The 16,803-nt window shown below is 54.3% G+C and carries 14 protein-coding genes and 1 tRNA gene; 5 read left to right on the top strand and 10 right to left on the bottom strand.

Annotated features, from left to right (window positions below; genetic code table 11):
• The first annotated feature begins 61 nt into the window (after nucleotides 1-61).
• The 3 genes from LB453_RS19435 to LB453_RS19420 all read left to right on the top strand — a co-directional run bounded on the left by LB453_RS19435 (nucleotide 62) and on the right by LB453_RS19420 (nucleotide 1,388).
• Nucleotides 62-640, top strand: coding sequence for a hypothetical protein (locus tag LB453_RS19435; protein ID WP_103793832.1), 579 nt, complete (start codon nucleotides 62-64; stop codon nucleotides 638-640).
• A 258-nt stretch (nucleotides 641-898) separates the two neighbouring features.
• Nucleotides 899-983: transfer RNA gene (locus LB453_RS19425), tRNA-Leu, on the top strand.
• A gap of 72 nt (nucleotides 984-1,055) precedes the next feature.
• Nucleotides 1,056-1,388 carry a hypothetical protein gene (locus LB453_RS19420; protein ID WP_146053790.1) on the top strand — a complete coding sequence of 111 codons (333 nt, stop codon included), beginning with the start codon at nucleotides 1,056-1,058 and terminating at the stop codon, nucleotides 1,386-1,388.
• 639 nt (nucleotides 1,389-2,027) lie between these two features.
• Here LB453_RS19420 and LB453_RS19415 read toward each other — a convergent pair.
• Nucleotides 2,028-3,269, bottom strand: coding sequence for a hypothetical protein (locus LB453_RS19415; protein WP_103793834.1), 1,242 nt, complete (start codon nucleotides 3,267-3,269; stop codon nucleotides 2,028-2,030).
• 1,544 nt (nucleotides 3,270-4,813) lie between these two features.
• Here LB453_RS19415 and LB453_RS19410 point away from each other — a divergent pair.
• Together LB453_RS19410 and LB453_RS19405 are read left to right on the top strand one after the other, a co-directional pair.
• Complete coding sequence (locus LB453_RS19410) at nucleotides 4,814-5,830, top strand: isopenicillin N synthase family dioxygenase (RefSeq protein WP_103793835.1); 1,017 nt, start codon at nucleotides 4,814-4,816, stop codon at nucleotides 5,828-5,830.
• Between the two features lie 9 nt (nucleotides 5,831-5,839).
• Nucleotides 5,840-6,631, top strand: coding sequence for a MetQ/NlpA family ABC transporter substrate-binding protein (locus LB453_RS19405; RefSeq protein WP_103793836.1), 792 nt, complete (start codon nucleotides 5,840-5,842; stop codon nucleotides 6,629-6,631).
• A 154-nt stretch (nucleotides 6,632-6,785) separates the two neighbouring features.
• On the opposite strand, the gene LB453_RS19400 is transcribed toward LB453_RS19405, so the two are convergent.
• The 9 genes from LB453_RS19400 to citC all read right to left on the bottom strand — a co-directional run bounded on the left by LB453_RS19400 (nucleotide 6,786) and on the right by citC (nucleotide 16,790).
• Nucleotides 6,786-8,216, bottom strand: coding sequence for an anion permease (locus LB453_RS19400; RefSeq protein ID WP_103793837.1), 1,431 nt, complete (start codon nucleotides 8,214-8,216; stop codon nucleotides 6,786-6,788).
• Nucleotides 8,217-8,315: 99 nt separating this feature from the next.
• Nucleotides 8,316-10,925 carry a bifunctional aconitate hydratase 2/2-methylisocitrate dehydratase gene (locus LB453_RS19395; RefSeq protein WP_103793838.1) on the bottom strand — a complete coding sequence of 870 codons (2,610 nt, stop codon included), beginning with the start codon at nucleotides 10,923-10,925 and terminating at the stop codon, nucleotides 8,316-8,318.
• Between the two features lie 40 nt (nucleotides 10,926-10,965).
• Nucleotides 10,966-11,556, bottom strand: coding sequence for an RBBP9/YdeN family alpha/beta hydrolase (locus tag LB453_RS19390; RefSeq protein ID WP_103793839.1), 591 nt, complete (start codon nucleotides 11,554-11,556; stop codon nucleotides 10,966-10,968).
• A 25-nt stretch (nucleotides 11,557-11,581) separates the two neighbouring features.
• A complete protein-coding gene (citG, locus tag LB453_RS19385) occupies nucleotides 11,582-12,454 on the bottom strand; it encodes a triphosphoribosyl-dephospho-CoA synthase CitG (protein WP_103793840.1) in 873 nt (290 codons plus the stop codon).
• Complete coding sequence (citX, locus tag LB453_RS19380; protein ID WP_103793841.1) at nucleotides 12,429-12,977, bottom strand: citrate lyase holo-[acyl-carrier protein] synthase; 549 nt, start codon at nucleotides 12,975-12,977, stop codon at nucleotides 12,429-12,431. Before citX ends, citG begins: the two co-directional genes overlap by 26 nt.
• Complete coding sequence (citF, locus tag LB453_RS19375) at nucleotides 12,974-14,494, bottom strand: citrate lyase subunit alpha (RefSeq protein ID WP_103793842.1); 1,521 nt, start codon at nucleotides 14,492-14,494, stop codon at nucleotides 12,974-12,976. Before citF ends, citX begins: the two co-directional genes overlap by 4 nt.
• 33 nt (nucleotides 14,495-14,527) lie before the next feature.
• Complete coding sequence (gene citE, locus LB453_RS19370; protein ID WP_103793843.1) at nucleotides 14,528-15,403, bottom strand: citrate (pro-3S)-lyase subunit beta; 876 nt, start codon at nucleotides 15,401-15,403, stop codon at nucleotides 14,528-14,530.
• On the bottom strand, nucleotides 15,400-15,693 hold the full coding sequence (gene citD / locus LB453_RS19365; RefSeq protein ID WP_103793844.1) for a citrate lyase acyl carrier protein: 294 nt from the start codon (nucleotides 15,691-15,693) through the stop codon (nucleotides 15,400-15,402). Before citD ends, citE begins: the two co-directional genes overlap by 4 nt.
• Before the next feature lie 23 nt (nucleotides 15,694-15,716).
• Nucleotides 15,717-16,790: a [citrate (pro-3S)-lyase] ligase gene (gene citC, locus LB453_RS19360; RefSeq protein WP_103793845.1), complete on the bottom strand. Its 1,074-nt coding sequence runs from the start codon at nucleotides 16,788-16,790 to the stop codon at nucleotides 15,717-15,719.
• Between the last annotated feature and the right edge of the window lie 13 nt (nucleotides 16,791-16,803).

Here is a 16,803-nt window from a genome sequence, read left to right as displayed (position 1 = left end):
CCGGCGGGTTAATTTTACGCTTTATTTGTCACCTGAGCATTCGCGCGCGGACAGGCGCGCAGTGCTACAGCTTAAACAATGGCATCAGGCCATCAAGCTTCAGGGCAGCACTCCTGAAGACAGCCAGATGGAGATGCGCCGTTTCCACCGCACCCTTTACCTGGCGGGTTTACAGCTGCAACTCCTGAACCCGCTACTTTGCAGCCATATTGCGGAGTCGCTGGGCCGCGAAGGGCTGACGCTTGATGGCCTGTGTCAGGAGCTCTCCAGCGCCGGTCTGCTTACTGGTGGTGGGGCTGCGCCTGTGGAGACAGACCCGGCAAAAGCGAGCGCGGATTTCAGCAAGCAGCAGCTGCGTCAGCTGCGCGCGCTGATGTGCGACGCGCTGCAGCGGCAGCCGCCAGCCGCGCTGGACGAGGCGTCGCGTGAAGAGCTGACCCAGCTGCGCAGCGAGGTCGTTCACCTGAAAACGCTGCTGGAGCAGCAAACCCGACTGCTGCGCAAGCTAAGCTCTGGCGCGTCTGGCGGTGCCATACCCGCGGAGAGTGCTAAAAACGGACAGACCGAAGAGATTGCGCTGAGCAGCCTTAGCGCGCCGGCGCAGAAGATGAAAGCCATTCGGCAAAAAGGTATTTTCTGACCCCTTTGGCGTTGATGCCAGACAGCCGAAAAGGCGGTGGGCAGGGAGAGGCTCGCCTGCGACAGGGGGCAGAAAATAGGGGTGAAGGTGCTGTCGCTGCCGGAGCAAAAGGCTGCGCGAGTGATACAACTGGCGGTGTCGCAGCGGGACTGAGGAGAGAGCTGGTTTTTTGGGCACTTAGCGCGGGTTTACCGCGTCGTCGCTTGCATGGCGACGCGCGGCAGGTATAATCCTCAACGTTTCCGCATCCCCTTCCGTGCCGGAGTGGCGAAATCGGTAGACGCAGTTGATTCAAAATCAACCGTAGAAATACGTGCCGGTTCGAGTCCGGCCTTCGGCACCATAAGTTTTTGCAGGCCTCCCGAGAAAGTCCCTTTATCCTCTAAAAACAGTGCATGCAGATATATTGTTTTCTGTGTTGTCTGAGTTCGTCAACTTAAATCCGGGGGATACTGATCAAGTTAGTGAAGAACGCTTCTTTCAACCAGAAATTTACAAGTCTGGGTTGAAATTCACTTCTTCAATGGAAGGACGGCCACGTGTAAAAGCACTTTTGAAAGGCGCCGTAATTTTTGCCGGTTTCGATTATGCGGTGCATAAAAAAGCGGTTGTAAAGCGTGTCGGCGTGATTGACGCCGGTAATTACGCCGGGCATATATTCCCCGCCGGAACGACTGAACTAGCGGTGCTTCATGCTCAGCAGGCTAAACAGCTTTGCTTTTTACAGCACCAAAAAAATGCCCAGTAGCTCATCGGTTATGCCCTTTTAACAGAACATGTAGGCGTTTGCCTTGAGACGATGATGAATGCCAGCTGTGGCGGCTGCTTTTCCTTTTCCTTGGCCAGGCTCTCCAGCTGCCGCTCAGTTCCTCCTGAATAAAGTGGTAAATGATGCGTAGGCTTTTGAATTATAGCGTTATTCTTCTATTGTATTATCGGGGCAGCCTGCGCCATTCGTCGTTGTATGTATTCGCTAGGGTCTCTGTTTTAGCGAAGTGCTGGCGAAAGGTTTCTGCAAAAGTTGTTGCTTTGTTATTAGAGCACGTGCTTCCAGCCAGTCCTCTTTGCTGAATTTACTTTTAAACATTAGCCTCTGAACTAACAGATAAATACGTAATAAGGATCATAACGGACCATTATTGGAACAGTTCGTTCAGTCAATAATACCTGGGCTGGTAAAGCAGGAACAGGAACAGAATTATATCACCGACCTGTCAGCCGTGACGATTTTCCGACGAATGATTAATAACATTGCCTTGATGGCAGGTGAGGTAACCGTCTACATGAGCGCGCGTATCCTGGAGTGTAGTAAAGCAAATGCAAGCTCTCCTTATGCCCATAATGTTGAGCAAAGGAGGAGAGCTTGATAAAGAAAACCTCTAATCACTCATTTAAGAGCATGCAGAATCTTTATCATAGAGTTATCTATATTCTGTTTGACTTTCTCATAGTAAATTGGCTCAGATAATGGCGAATCCCACGTGTGTATATCCTTCTTATTAAAAGGAATACATTTCATAGCAGCGGCCCTCAGCTGCTCTCCTTTTTGCTCGTACTCATTGATATCATTAACGGTAAATTTCAGGCTTTCTTTTCTTGCTTCAGTTATTTCAGTTGGGCATATCAGCTTGATATCCCCTAAGGTAAATGTACTGACACCGGTAATGAAAAATCTCTCGGGAATATCTTGATAGTATCGAGTGTTCCAGGTTAAACCGTTAAACATACCGTGAGGATGATTTTTACTTTCAATATAATACTGATGGTTTCTCCAGTCACTAATACCTGAGAGATTCATCGCGATATTAACTATCATGTTAGGGATAGGGCGATACCAGGCGCTGAATACAGCAATCACGACAGGTATGCATATTAAAACAATCAAGAAGCTAGTAAGTCTGTTGCCATTTCTACGCTCATTAATATGTATAGTGCCAGGCAGAATGCCAATCGTAACAATAGCCGCTGTTAAGGCAAGAAGTATTATCATTTCAACCCAATTACTTGTCCCTTCACTAAAATCAAGTTGGGCGAGCAGAAAAATCATGGGTAGGATTTGAACGATTCCGGGCGCCATCAGTTGCAAGGGTAGTAAAAATAACAATCCTTTTTTTCGGGGAAGCTTCTCGTAGTTATCAGATTCCTTTAAGCGGGATCTTTGTATTTTAAATAAAAGATGAAAGCAGATAATATAACTGAAGACACACATAGTTATCAAGCTTAATGCAGTTATTAAATAGCCGCTCCATCCAAAAATATAATAAATGTAATACGCAAAAATGATTCCGCAGCATATAAATAAACTGTTCAGATAGCAAGCGTTAGATATTCTGTGTGGCATGCTTGCATAATCTTTTATTTTTTCTTCAAGCCCTGTGCAGATGAGTATTAAAATAAAAGAGGACATGAAAATGACCAAGCTAAATCCAGATATGGATAATAATATGAAAAAAAATATGATACCTAAAGCTGAGCTGAGGCTTACAGCATCAAAAAATATATCTAATCTGTCAATGTTTGAAAGATAGAACCATATAGTAGCTATGGTGCATCCAGTAATAAATGTGGAGGAAGTTATTACTGAAATAATGAATTTTTTATTCAACAGTTTTAGAGCAGATTTATTCATAATTTGAATTCCATATCTTAAGGAAACTCGTTGCCTGCTGAGTGGTTTTTAACAGTTCGCAGGTAGATGTCAATGCATATTACACATCATAAGGCTGAATTATTTTTTTTCGTACCACACAGGGAATGATACAGGGATTACTAATAAAAATGATCTCACCTGTCTCAAGTAATTGCTCTTCACACCCTATGACGGGGTACATTTTGAATAGTTGCGTAAGCCTCGAGGCTTCGTTTGCAAACCGTTCCTTAGCTTTTGGAACTTCTCCAGAGCTATATCGAAAATTAATCTTAAGGTTTGCAATGACCTTGCGTAGCACTTTAATTTCCATGTGGTTTTACTATCGTACAATGAAGCATGTTAACTGGCTTATCTGAAGTAGCAAATCACTGGTATCTGCCTCCTGAATTGCATGCTCGATTTCTGCACCTTGAGTGATTTCCCGGGCAATATGCTCTTCAATTGACTGATTTCTTAGCAAGTACTTTGTGCATCCGGTTGTTTCAAATTGTGTGGAAAGATTGTTCTTTAAACGGAGCGACATTAAGCCCATATCTATGATCTTATACAGATGTAAGCATTATAGTGAGGTACGATTTTTTGAGCAAGTTATAGACAATGTTAAAAGCTTACTACCGCCATCTTATCCAGATTAGCAGATCCTAGTGTAGAGCATGACCAATCATGTCGACAGACAGCAATATGAAATTTTTCTGCCTGATGATTTTTGCAACCTTTTAAGTGTCAGATATTTCTTAAAATTAAGTGTGGGATTTAGTAAATTCCTTTGCATCATTCATGATTCTTATTATTTGGGGTTTTTCGTGAAAGGATTTTCAATAAATAAACCTGAAAGTATTAACTAAGGAGATTTTAGGGTTGATCTTCAAATGAATTGCGCTGGGAAATAGGGCGTAAATTAAAATGGTTAGAAAGTGGGTTGCTTAACGTGGTGCGGTATTAGTCGAAGCCCGGTTAATATCAGTCACCAGCAGGATTGAGTATGCATAAATCGAAAGAGACTATTAAGATTTTTACCCACTTTTTAGTAAAAATACCAGTTTTCGTATTTATTACACATCAGAAAATATTCTAAGTTTTTTGGTTGGTTGAGGAGCAAAAATTGTGTCTGCTGGCTAGATTTTTTGAGCTGTATAACAACGCTTCTCAATAAACGCAGTGCATTGAGAAGACGATAAATATTCTTTCTCAGGGTGTATACATTGCCAATGTTATCTGATGCTCCTCAAATTAGACTGGACTGTGGATCTTGTTTGGAAAATATGGGGCGAGCAATCATTCCAAAATTAAGGATGGCTACTCTTCATCATATTTATGCTGCCTGAATCTGGAAATATTCTGCTGGTTCTCTGTTCACTACTTACCAGCTTTCCTTAATTACCTTATTCTAAATCTCTTTCCCGCATACCCTTTCCCCAACTTCTTCTAAAAACCCCTTGCGATAACATATAGCGCTTCACTATTTCCCGATGCGTTTTATTAGTGCGAGGGTAATTCCGGGCATCCTCTCTGGAAAACGCACAATGACCTGGACAAGCTTACCGGTGCTGGATCTGGCGCAACTCGCCGGCAGCGAAACGGAACAAACCGACTTCTTAACCCGTCTGCGCGAAAGCGCACGCGACGTGGGCTTTTTCTACCTTATCAACCACGGCATCCACCCGCAGCTGCAGGAGAACGTGCAGAGCATTACGCGCGCCTTTTTCGACCTGCCGCAGCAAGAGAAGCTGCGCGTCTCAATGATCCACTCGCCGCACTTTCGCGGCTACAACCTGGCGGGCGTAGAGTACACCCGCGATCAGCGGGACCAGCGCGAGCAGTTCGATATCGGCGCGGATCGCGAGCCGCTGCTGCTGCAGGCGGACGATCCGGCGTGGAAGCGCCTGCAGGGGCCGAACCTCTGGCCAGAGGCGCTGCCGCAGCTGCGCCCGGTGATCAACGCCTGGCAGCAGGAGATGACCCGTGTGGCGCTGCGTCTGCTGCGTGCCTTTGCCCGCTCGCTGTCGCTGCCGGAAGACGCCTTCGACGCGCTCTACGGCCGCTATCCCAACGAGCACGTCAAGCTGATCCGCTATCCCGGCCAGCGCGCAACTGACAGCCAGCAGGGGGTTGGCGCGCACAAGGACTCCGGCTTTCTCACATTTCTGCTGCAGGACGCGCAGCGCGGTTTACAGGTGGAGGTGACACCAGGCAACTGGGTCGATGCCGCGCCGATACCGGGCGCGTTCGTGGTGAATATCGGCGAGCTGCTGGAGCTGGCGACCAACGGCTATCTGCGTGCCACCGTACACCGCGTGCTCTCGCCGCCGCAGGGGCAGGAGCGCATCTCCATCGCCTTTTTCCTCGGCGCGCAGCTCGACAGCCAGGTGCCGATCTATCAGCTGCCCGACGCGCTGGCGGCGGAAGCGCTGGGGCCAACCAGCGATCCCACTAACCCGCTGATCCGCGACGTGGGCTGGAATTACCTCAAAGGACGTCTGCGCTCGCATCGCGATGTGGCGCAGCGCTACTACGGCGATTATCTCAAGACCCTCTCATAAGGAGATTGCATGAAAAAGAAGATGGTAGCGACGCTGGCGCTGGCGGCGCTCTTCTCAGGAACCAGTTCGGCGGCGGTGCTGCGCGTGGCGGCGGATCCGGTGCCGCACAGCGAGATCCTTAACTACGTGAAGAAGATCGATCCTCAGCTCGATCTGCAGGTGATCGAACTCAACGGCAACCTCAACGCCAACGAACTGCTGGCGCGCGGCGACGTCGACGCCAACTACTTCCAGCATCTGCCTTACCTGCGCGATCAGGAGAAGGCGCTGGGCGAAACGTTTGACGTGGCGGCGACGGTGCATATCGAGCCGCTGGGACTCTACTCGCACAAGGTAAAATCCCTGCAGGCGATCCCGGACGGCGCGCAGGTGGCGGTGCCCAATAACGTTACCAACCTGAGCCGCGCGCTCTACCTGCTACAGGCCAACGGACTGATTACGTTGAAGGCGGGTAAGAATGACGCTATCAACAACCTGGCGACGCCAGCGGATATCGACAGCAACCCGCACCACCTGAAGATCGTCGAGATCGAGTCGCCGCAGCTGCCGCGCGCGCTGGATGATGTGCAGCTGGCGGTGATCAACGGCAACTACGCGCTGCAGGCGGGGCTGACGCCGTCGAAGGATGCGCTGGCGCTGGAGAAAGCACAGGGCAACCCTTACGCCAACGTGCTGGTGACGACGCCGAAGCTGGCGAACGATCCGCGCATCAAGGCGCTGGCGAAGGATCTCACTTCGCCGCAGGTGGCGAAGTTTATTGAGCAGCAGTATCACGGCTCGGTGATCCCGGTAAATCCCTGAGCCGGTCAGCCTGGATCGGCTGCGCTACTGGTAAGGGGCATCGTTCAACGTTGAGAGCCAGCAGAAAACGGCTGCTGCGTTGAGCGTTCGATATACAGGCGCTGATGTTAATGTCAGATGCACAGCGTGCCGGGGAGCCGGCACGCGCAAAGATCTACAGCATCTTTTGCTGCAGCAAAAAGTCCCACCAGGGGATGCCGAGCAGGATATGAACCAGAAAGGTCAGCAGAGCCAGCACCGTTCCCACCAGCCACCAGGTTTTAATATCGTTATAACCCGCAGCAAAGATAATCGGCCCCGCCGCGCCGCCGTAGTGGGTGATGCAGCCGCCGTAGGAGTTAGAGAACAGGATCGCCAGCGCAAACAGCAGCGGAGCGGTTCCGGTTATCAGCCCGATGGTGGCAAATACCGGCACCATCGCCGCCACATAGGCGCCGCCTGAGGCGAACAGGTAGCGCACGACGATACTTAAAAACAGGAGCAGCACGATGGTGCTGTTACCCGGGCCGAGGAAATCGAGGTGGGCGGACATAAAAGAGGCCAGCCACTGGAAAAAGCCCACTTTATTTAACGTGGCGCTCAGCCCGATAATGCCGCCGTACCAGATCAAGGTGTTCCAGCCACCCTTGTTTTGCAGCACCTCATTCCAGCTAATGATGTTAAATATCAGCGCGCTCACCATGGCGATCACCGCAACGGCGGACTCATTCAGCCCCAGATGACGGGAAAAAATCCAGCCCAGTAAGGCAGAGACAAAAACAATAACCAGCGCTTTCTCTTTACCGCTTATCCGCCCCAGCTCACGCAGCCCAGCCGTCGCGATATTGATATTGTCTATCTTCTTTAATTCCGGGCGCGCAATGATGTAGGTGATACAGGGGATCACCGCCAGCATCAGCAGACCCAGCGGCATCGCGGCCAGCGCCCAGCCGGCCCAGCTGATCTGGATATGGAAGATATCCGACATAAGCTGTAGCGCCAGGGCATTGCCGGCAAACGCCGTTAAAAACATATAGCTGGTGGTCTTTGTCACCATATAGATGTTGATCATCAGGTAGCGTCCCGCTTTGCAGGGCGTCTCGTTGGGCGTTGATCCCAGCACCAGCGCGATGCTGTTGATAATGGGGAACACCACGCCGCCCGCGCGGGCCGTATTAGAGGGGGTGGCAGGCGAGAGCAGTAAATCCAGCAGCGCCGTGACATAACCCAGCCGCAGGGGGGTGCTGCCAAACTTTAAAATAAACCAGTACGCGAGACGCTTGCCGAGTCCCGTTGTTACAAACGCGGCGCTCAGGGTAAAGGCGCTAAACACCAGCCATGTGGTGCCTGACGCATAGCCGCTCAGCACATCCAGCGAGCCGATCGGGGAGTCGTCAAATTCCGCCACGACAAAGCAGGATAGCGCCACGGCCGAAAGCATCACTACAGGCTCCGGATAAGGCTTGCTCACCAGCCCGACGATGGCGGCGAAGTAAATACCCGCCAGTATCCAGGCTTCTCTGGTTAATCCTTCAGGCGGTGGGATCGCCACAGATAACAGAACGATCGCAGCAAGAAGCAGTAACGTTATTCTTTTTGATTTCAATGTAGGTTACGCCAGTTATATTTTTTATCGGGTTGCTGGCAGAGGCCTCAGGAAAAGCCGGCCTCTGCGCTAAGGGTGTTGCTCTATGCGGGAGAGCGGTTAAAGGCTCTGCCCGGCAAGGCGTACTGTAACCGCCTTATCCTCCGCCGTTAGCTGATATTCAGGTAAGCGATCGAAGTTCAGATAGCGATAGGTGTCATCACGCGTGGCGTTGATTCTCTCCATATGCCACAGATATTGCTCCACCGTCGGCATTTTACCGATAATGGCCGCCACGGCGCTGAGTTCAGCCGATGCCAGAAAGACGCTGGCGTCGGTGCCAAGGCGATGAGGAAAGTTGCGGGTAGAAGTTGAAACCACCCGGCTCCGCTGCCGCACCCGCGCCTGATTGCCCATACACAGCGAGCAGCCGGCGGGTTCGATTCTGGCACCCGATCGAATAAAGGTATTGAAGTATCCCTCTCTGGCAAGCTGTTGCGCATCCATTTTCGTCGGGGGCGCGAGCCAGAGCCGGGTAGGGATCTCTCTGGAGTCGGCAATGATTTTACCGACGGCGCGGAAATGGCCGATATTGGTCATGCAGGAGCCGATAAACACCTCATCTATCGGCCAGCGCGCCACCTCGGAGAGCAGCCGGGCATCGTCTGGATCGTTAGGGGCGCAGACAACAGGTTCGGTAATCTCCGTCAGGTCGATGTCAATCACCGCAGCATACTCGGCGTTTTTGTCGGCAGCCAGCAGCGACGGCTTAGCCAGCCAGGCCTCCATCTCGGCAATACGCCGCTCCAGCGTCGCGGGATCCTGATACCCCTGACGGATCATCCAGCGCAGCAGGGTCACGCTGGAGCGCAGATACTCCGCCACGTTTTCCTCTTCCAGCCGCAAGACACAGGCGGCGGCAGAGCGTTCGGCAGACGCGTCGGCCAGCTCGAAAGCCTGCTCTACTTTCAGCATGCTCAGCCCCTCGATCTCCAGGATGCGCCCCGAGAAAATATTGACCTTATTTTTTTTCTCCACCGTGAGTAAGCCCTGCCGGATGGCATAGAGCGGAATGGCATGAACCAGATCGCGCAGGGTGATCCCTTTTTGCATCTCGCCGGTAAAACGCACCAGCACCGACTCCGGCATATCCAGCGGCATAATGCCGGTCGCGGCGGCAAACGCCACCATCCCGGAACCGCCGGGAAAAGAGATGCCGAGCGGGAAGCGCGTATGGGAATCTGCTCCGGTTCCTACCGTATCAGGAATCAGCATACGGTTGAGCCAGGAGTGGATAATGCCGTCGCCGGGCTTCAGCGCAACGCCGTTGCGGCAGCTGATAAAGTCAGCCAGCGTTTCATGCAGTTCCACATCCACCGGCTTTGGATAGGCGGAGGTATGGCAAAACGACTGCATCACCAGATCGGCCGAAAAGCGCAAGCAGGCCAGATCGGTCAGCTCATCGCGCGTCATCCCGCCGGTGGTATCCTGCGAGCCGACCGTGGAGACTTTGGGTTCGCAATACTGCCCCGGACGAATGCCCTCCACGCCGCAGGCACGGCCCACTATTTTCTGCGCCAGCGTAAAGCCAGCCGAGGAGGGCTGGGGCGCTTTAGGCTGCCGAAAGCGCGTGGACGGGGCCAGCCGCATCGATTCCCGCGCTTTTGCCGTCAGGCTTCTGCCGACGATCAGGGGAATACGGCCCCCGGCGCGCACTTCATCCAGCAGCACCTCGGTTTTCAGCGCGAAGGTGGTGATAAGCCGCTGAGTCGCGCTTTCCCGCACTTCCCCCTGATAAGGGAAGAGGTCGATCTGCATCCCGGTTTCCAGCCCGGAGACATCCATCTCAATCGGCAGCGCCCCTGAATCCTCCAGGGTATTGAAAAAGATCGGCGCGATAGTGCCGCCAAACACAAAGCCGCCGTTTCGCTTGTTGGGCACCGAGGGGATATCGTTGCCGATATGCCATAAAAGGGAGTTGGTCGCCGATTTGCGTGACGAGCCGGTGCCAACCACATCACCCACGTAGACCAGCGGGTAGCCCGCTTTCTTTAGCCCATCGAGCTGTGCCAGCGGGCCGCGGCTGCCTGGCTCGTCGGGGGTCACCCCGTCGCGCGGATTGCTCAGCAGAGAGAGGGCATGAAGGGGAATATCGGGACGTGACCAGGCCTCTGGTGCCGGTGACAGATCGTCCGTTGTGGTTTCACCGGGGACTTTAAAAACGGTAAGCGTAATGCGTTCCGCTAAGGCGGGTCGGCGGGTAAACCATTCCGCCTCGGCCCATGATTCAATAACGCGCTGCGCCCAGGGATTTCCCTGCTTCGCTTTCTCTTCAACCAGGCTGAACTTATCGAAAATAAGCAGCGTGCTGCTTAACTGCGCCGCGGCACTCTCCGCCCAGCGCGGCACATCGAGCAAATCAATCAGCGGCTGAATATTATATCCCCCCTGCATGGCGCCCAGTAATTCCACTGCCTGCTGGGGCGGAATAATATCTGAGTGGTTGTCAGCCTGAATAAGCTGGTAAAGAAAATCGGCTTTAATTTTTGCTGCCGGATCGACACCCGGCGGTACGCGTGCGGTTAACAGCGCAATAAGGCTATCCTTATTTTCGTGCGCTCCGCTCGCCAGCAGGCGAATAACCTGTTTAGTTTGCTCGGGCGTTAAGGGGCGAGGGGGAATATTATTTAATGCGCGTTCCTGCACATGCTTATTATAAGCGTCTAACATAGGATCTCCGGGTCAGATAATATCAGGTAAGATGCGTTAGCTAATAAAAAGGGGTTGTTGATAGTGCCTCTTTGGGCTGGGTCAGCAGGCCGTCAGCAAACGCCGCCAGCTGCGCCAGGCCATAATCCCATTCGCCGAATCCAGCTTCGGTATTGATATGTCCCGCTTCGCCAATATCCAGCAGGCGAGCCTGCCAGCGTCCGGCCCAGAACCGCGCCCGCTCCAGCGGCATTAACGGATCGTTTTGACTGACCACCATCAGCGTGGGCGTGGGCAGCGTTTCAGGCAGCACCGCCTCCTCCAGTTCGAAAAACGATGGCTCCGCCGGGGCCACCATCAGGATCCCGGCAACATTCAGCCGCTGCGTTTGTACCAGACGGCATGAGGCCAGCGCGCCGAAGCTGTGTCCGAGCAGAATGGCGGGGCGCTGCGAGCAGTGCAGCTCGCGACGAATGGCGGAGACCCAGGCGTCAATATCGGCATCCTGCCAGTTGCGCTGGCTTATGCGCCGCCAGTCAGGAAAGCGACGGCCCCAGCAGCTTTGCCAGTGGTGGGCATCGCTGTCCCTCAGGCCCGGCACCAGAACAAAGGTGAATATCTCACTCAGCTGTTGCAGACGTTGCGTGGTCATCCCTGTCTCCTTCCTTAGCTGCGCCTCAGGCCGGGTAATGGGCCAGCAGCCAGCCCACCGCCAGCAGATCCGCGCTGCCGCCGGGGCTGATATTTTTTCTGGTCAGGGCGCGGTCCATGTTGCTCAGCGCAAGCGCGAGTTTTTCTCCCGACAGGCTGGGGCAGTTAAGCATGCGCCTGGCGTAGCGCTGCACATACCCCAGCCCCTTCAGACCGCTGCGCGACACCACGTTGGTGTCGGGATTAGTGGCCATCAGGGCGAGCAGCATCTTCAGCAGCGCCTCCTGCTGCGATAACCCCTGGCGCAGGGCGCTTTCCCACTGCGGCAGGCCGAACCGCCTGACGGTCGCGAAGCCGCTCTCCGCTTCGCCCCGCGCGCCGCTCAGGCCAGAGGTGAGAAAAATCTGCTCGCCTTTGGTTTTGGCCACGGTGCGCGATCTTAACTCCCGCTCAACCAGGCCCGCGCAGATGGCGCTGGTTTCCCGGCAAAGGCGCTGCCGGGTCAGCCTCTGGGTGCGGTTAGCCAGACGGCCTGCGGCGGCACAGAGCAGGCCCAGAGAAAAAATGGCGCCCTTATGCGTATTGATGCCGCCCGTCGCGTCAAACATCGCCTGTTCACACGCTAGGCCGACGGGGCGGATGGCCCACAGCGTCTGCGGTGCGGGCAGCCCGGCGCTGGCCTCTCCCTGGGCATAAAAGTGGGCAAACCAGGGGGAAATGGCGCGAATGCTGGCCATAAACAAGCGAATATCCATATCCCGATGCGCGCCGTTACTGACGCGGTCAACCAGACCGGGCTTGGGCGTCAGCGTCACCTCGCGATACATCGCTTCTGCAGCCAGCCCGGCGATACGCTGCGCCGGCTCGGCCCGCTCAGGGCACAGGGCTAAAGTAGTCACAGGCTAACTCCTTAATCACCTGCGTCAGCGCCTGCGTGGAGTGACGGCGCATCCGGGAGCAGACGTGGGCGGGCTCGTTACAGATAAAGCAGCGGCGCATGGGCTGGTGGATGGCGCTGCGCTTGATCAGGCCCGCTGTCGGACAAAAGACATCCATATCCCACAGGCGGCCCAGCGGGTGCGTATCCTCCAGGTGCGCGGTGACATGCTTGATCATCCATGCCGGCGCCGACAGCGACCAGAAGGCCTCCGGGCCTGTCGGCAGAAAGCGAATTTCATGCTGGAGAACCGGCCACTGATGCTGCTGAAGCGACTGGTTAAGGGCTTTTTTCGCCTCCACCATAATCTGGCGGGCAAGTGGGGTATCTTTTATCTCGCCCGGCCAGACCAGCGTGGTGGAAATCAGCGGCTGTTTGAAACGCAGCAGCCACGCCTGCTGCAACCGGGCGCGCGCCTCTCTGGCGTGCAGAACCGCCTCAAGGGTCACGCCAGCGTCTGAAACGGTGGGGGTGTCGTCGCTCATTCTTTTATCTGCCTTACCACGTCAATCACGCTGCCGTCGCGATAGCGCACCACGCCCACGATGCGGTCAGTAAAGGCAATCGGCTTCGGCTCTCCCGAAATCAGCAGCGCTCTCTGGTAGAGCGCCTCGATATCCATCACCGGCAGCCCGGCGGCCATCAGCCGCTGTTTAATCTCCGGGCGGGCATCGTTAACGGCAATGCCGTGGTCGGTGACCAGCACATCCACGCTTTCGCCGGGGGTGACGCGGGTGGTGACCTGTCTGACCACGGTGGGAATGCGGCTGCGGATCAGGGGGGCGACCACAATGGTGAGATTCGCCGCCGCGGCAACATCGCAGTGCCCGCCCGAGGCGCCGCGCATCACGCCATCAGAGCCGGTCAGAACGTTAACGTTAAAGTCAGTATCAATCTCCAGCGCGCTCAGAATGACGATATCCACGCGATCGCAGCAGGCGGCTTTAGCGGCCGGGTTGGCATAGACGCTGTTAGAGATTTCCACGTGATCGGGATTCTTCGCCAGCGAGTCGCCCGCGACGCTATCAAAGCTTTGGGTATCCAGCAGCTTGGTGATAAGGCCTTTTTCATGCAGATCGACAATACTGCCGGTGATGCCGCCCAGCGCGAAGCGGGCGACGATCTGGTGTTTGCGCATCCGCGACTCCAGAAAGCGCGTGCAGGCGGTGGAGGCGGCGCCCGATCCGGTTTGCAGCGAAAAGCCATCCCGGAAATAGCCGGAATGTTCGATCACGTCGGCGGCGGCGCGGGCGATCATCAGCTCGCGCGGGTTGCTGGTTACGCGAGCGGCGCCCACGCTGATCTTTGCCGGGTCGCCAACGCTATCGACTTTAACGATGTAATCCACCTGATCTTGAACGATGCTGGCGGGCATACAGGGAAAGGGTTCGATGCTCTCCGTGAGCAGCACCACCTTGCGGGCATACCGGGCATCGACCATGGCGTAGCCCAGCGAACCGCAGCGGGAGGGGCCGCCGCTGCCGCTGGCATTGCCATATTCATCGCAGCAGGAGACGGCTAAAAAGGCGACGTCGATAGTGATTTCCCCCTCTTCGATCAGCTTCACCCTGCCGCCGTGCGAGTGGATCTGCACCGGCTCTTCCATCAGACCGTGGGAAATCGCCTCCGCTAACGCACCGCGCATCCCGGAGGTATAGATTCGGCTAATCACGCCATTTTTAATATGCTCAATCAGCGGGGTATTGCAGGCCATCAGCGAGCTGGACGCCAGCGTCAAGCCCTTTAGCCCTTTTTGCGCCAGCTTCTCCATTACCGCGTTGATAACCCGATCGCCTTCGCGGAAAGCGTGATGAAAAGAGACGGTCATGCCGTCGCGCAAATCACAGCGGGCTAATACCTCATCCAGCGAGTCCAAAAGCTTGCGCCCATATTTCTGCCGGGTATCGGCAAGATAGGGAGTATGGGTATTTGCGCCGCGAAAGCGTTCATATTGCTGGCGGGATCCGGCGAGGTTTTGCAGTGCTTCAGTTAAATCAGTCATGGTTAAATCCTGTTGCTCTGGAGGGGTCAGGGATTACTGGCGAATACCGGAGGCGTTTTTCCGTTCGATAACGACCCTGGCGTGGTTAATAATCGGCGCATCGATCATTTTGCCGTTCAGTGAAATCACCCCCAGTCCGTTTCGTTCCCCCTCCTCAGCGGCGGCGACAACGCGCTCGGCATAGTCCACCTCTTCCTGGGTTGGCGCGTAGGCGTTGTGCAGGAGCGCTATCTGGCGGGGATTAATCAGGGATTTACCGTTGAACCCCATACGCTTAATTAAATCCACCTCCTTTAAAAAGCCCGCCTCATCGTTAATGTCGGCATACACCACATCAAACGCATCAATCCCTGCCGCACGGGCCGCATGTAACACCGCGCAGCGCGCATAAAAGAGTTCGGTACCGTCTCCGCGTTCGGTTTGCATATCCATCACATAGTCAAACGCCGCCAGCGCAATCCCCATCAGGCGCGGCGACGAGCGGGCGATGGCGACCGCATTAATCACCCCCACGGCCGATTCGATCGCCGCCATTAATTTGGTTGATCCCACCTCACGACCGCAGCACTCCTCAATGCGGGTAATTTCGCGCTCAAGCTGGTCAATATCTTCCGGCGTATCGGTTTTCGGTAAGCGGATAACGTCAGCGCCAGCGCGAACCGCTGCCTCCAGATCGTCCAGGCCAAAAGGGGTATTTAGCGGGTTAATTCTCACCACGGTTTCGATATCCCGGTACATCGGGTGCTGAAGGGCATGAAAAACCAGCAGCCGCGCGCTGTCTTTCTCTTTCAGCGAAACGGCATCTTCCAGATCAAACATGATGGAGTCGGGTTTATATATAAAGGCGGTCGAGAGCATGGCGGCGCTTGAACCGGGTAAAAAAAGCATACTGCGACGTAATTTTTTCATTGTAGTTTTTCCCACATTATCTCTTTTCTGCCTGTTCCCCGCAGGATCGCCGTCTGCATTCTGGCGCGAATAACACAATCCAGCGCGCCTTTATCCTCAACAATAATTTGCCCCCGGGTCACGTTAAACGCGGCAAGGGTTTCCTTCACCACCGCGGTAATTTGCGCGCCAAACTGTTTATAAACTTCGCTGTTAATCGTTATATCCAGACCCTCTTCACAGGGGCTGACTTTAACAACCAGATCGCTTGATTCCAGCGTCCCGGCTATTGCCGCATTTAATATGTGCATAGTGCTTCCTGAATAATGATTTATTAGGCGCTTGCCAGTTCGGTATCGGTCTGTTTTGACCGACGTTCAGATAACCATCTGTATAAGTAAGGGAGGGTCGTTGCCGGTACCCGGCGCTTAACCGCCTGCATCTCTTGCTGGTGCAGGTGTTTCCTCACCGCAGAGGCTGAGACAGGAAGATTATTTTCATCGGTCATCCTGGGGATTTCGGTTACGTTAATCGCGGCTGCCGGCATTAAGGTTTTATCTTCCAGCCAGTGGTGCATCGCGCAGTTATATTGCGCCGTGACCTTGCAGAAGGGCTCCGTGCCGACAAAGCGCTGATTAATATTTAACGCCGGGGCGATATAGCGACGAAACATCATTAAATCGATTGCCGCATAAACCTCATCAATCCGCTGCTGCTCTTTAAGGAAATAACCGGGAAAGGTGCCGCGCGAAATAATATATTTCGAGCCGGGATGGACCGTTATATTGGGCAGGTGCTGCGATCCCGCCTGCACCATCGCCAGACGATCGCGGAAGGAGAAGGTAGAGAGATCCTCCTCGACCACAAAAACGTGCAGCCAGTCGCACGCCTGTGCCGCCTGCTCAATCAGGTACTGGTGGCCCAGGGTAAAGGGATTGGCATTCATCACGATGCTGCCGATGCGCGGGGCCGCCACCAGATGATGACTGCGCAGCTGGCGGCAGTAGCGGTGAATACCGACCGGGCTGTTTTCCATCAGGGTCGCGCGGTTATCAAGGGTTACCAGCGGATAAAAGCCGCATCCCTGAAAGGACTTCACGTTGTCGGGATGCGTCAGAAGAAAAAGCTGATGCTCACCGTTTTGCATCGCCTGTAGCTCCGCTTCGTGAATAATCTTCAGACCCAAAGAGGTTCCACGCCAGGCATTCTCGACGGCAATACATTTTAAGGTGTTGCCTGCGAGACCGGCACAGGCGACCAGCTGGCGGTTATAGCGAGCAACAACAAACTGCTCAATATCTTTATCGATGCCTAACCCATTGCTTTGCAAGAAGCTGGCGATCTCTTCTTTTACTCTGCCGTTGCCAGTTTCGACGGTTTCGAATTCTGGTGCCTGCTCGGAATACATCAGCTCTCTCCTG

The organism is Pantoea agglomerans (assembly GCF_020149765.1).
Lineage (GTDB): Bacteria > Pseudomonadota > Gammaproteobacteria > Enterobacterales > Enterobacteriaceae > Pantoea > Pantoea alvi.
Note: the sequence above shows the minus strand (reverse complement) of the source record. Positions and strands in the feature narration are given on the sequence as shown.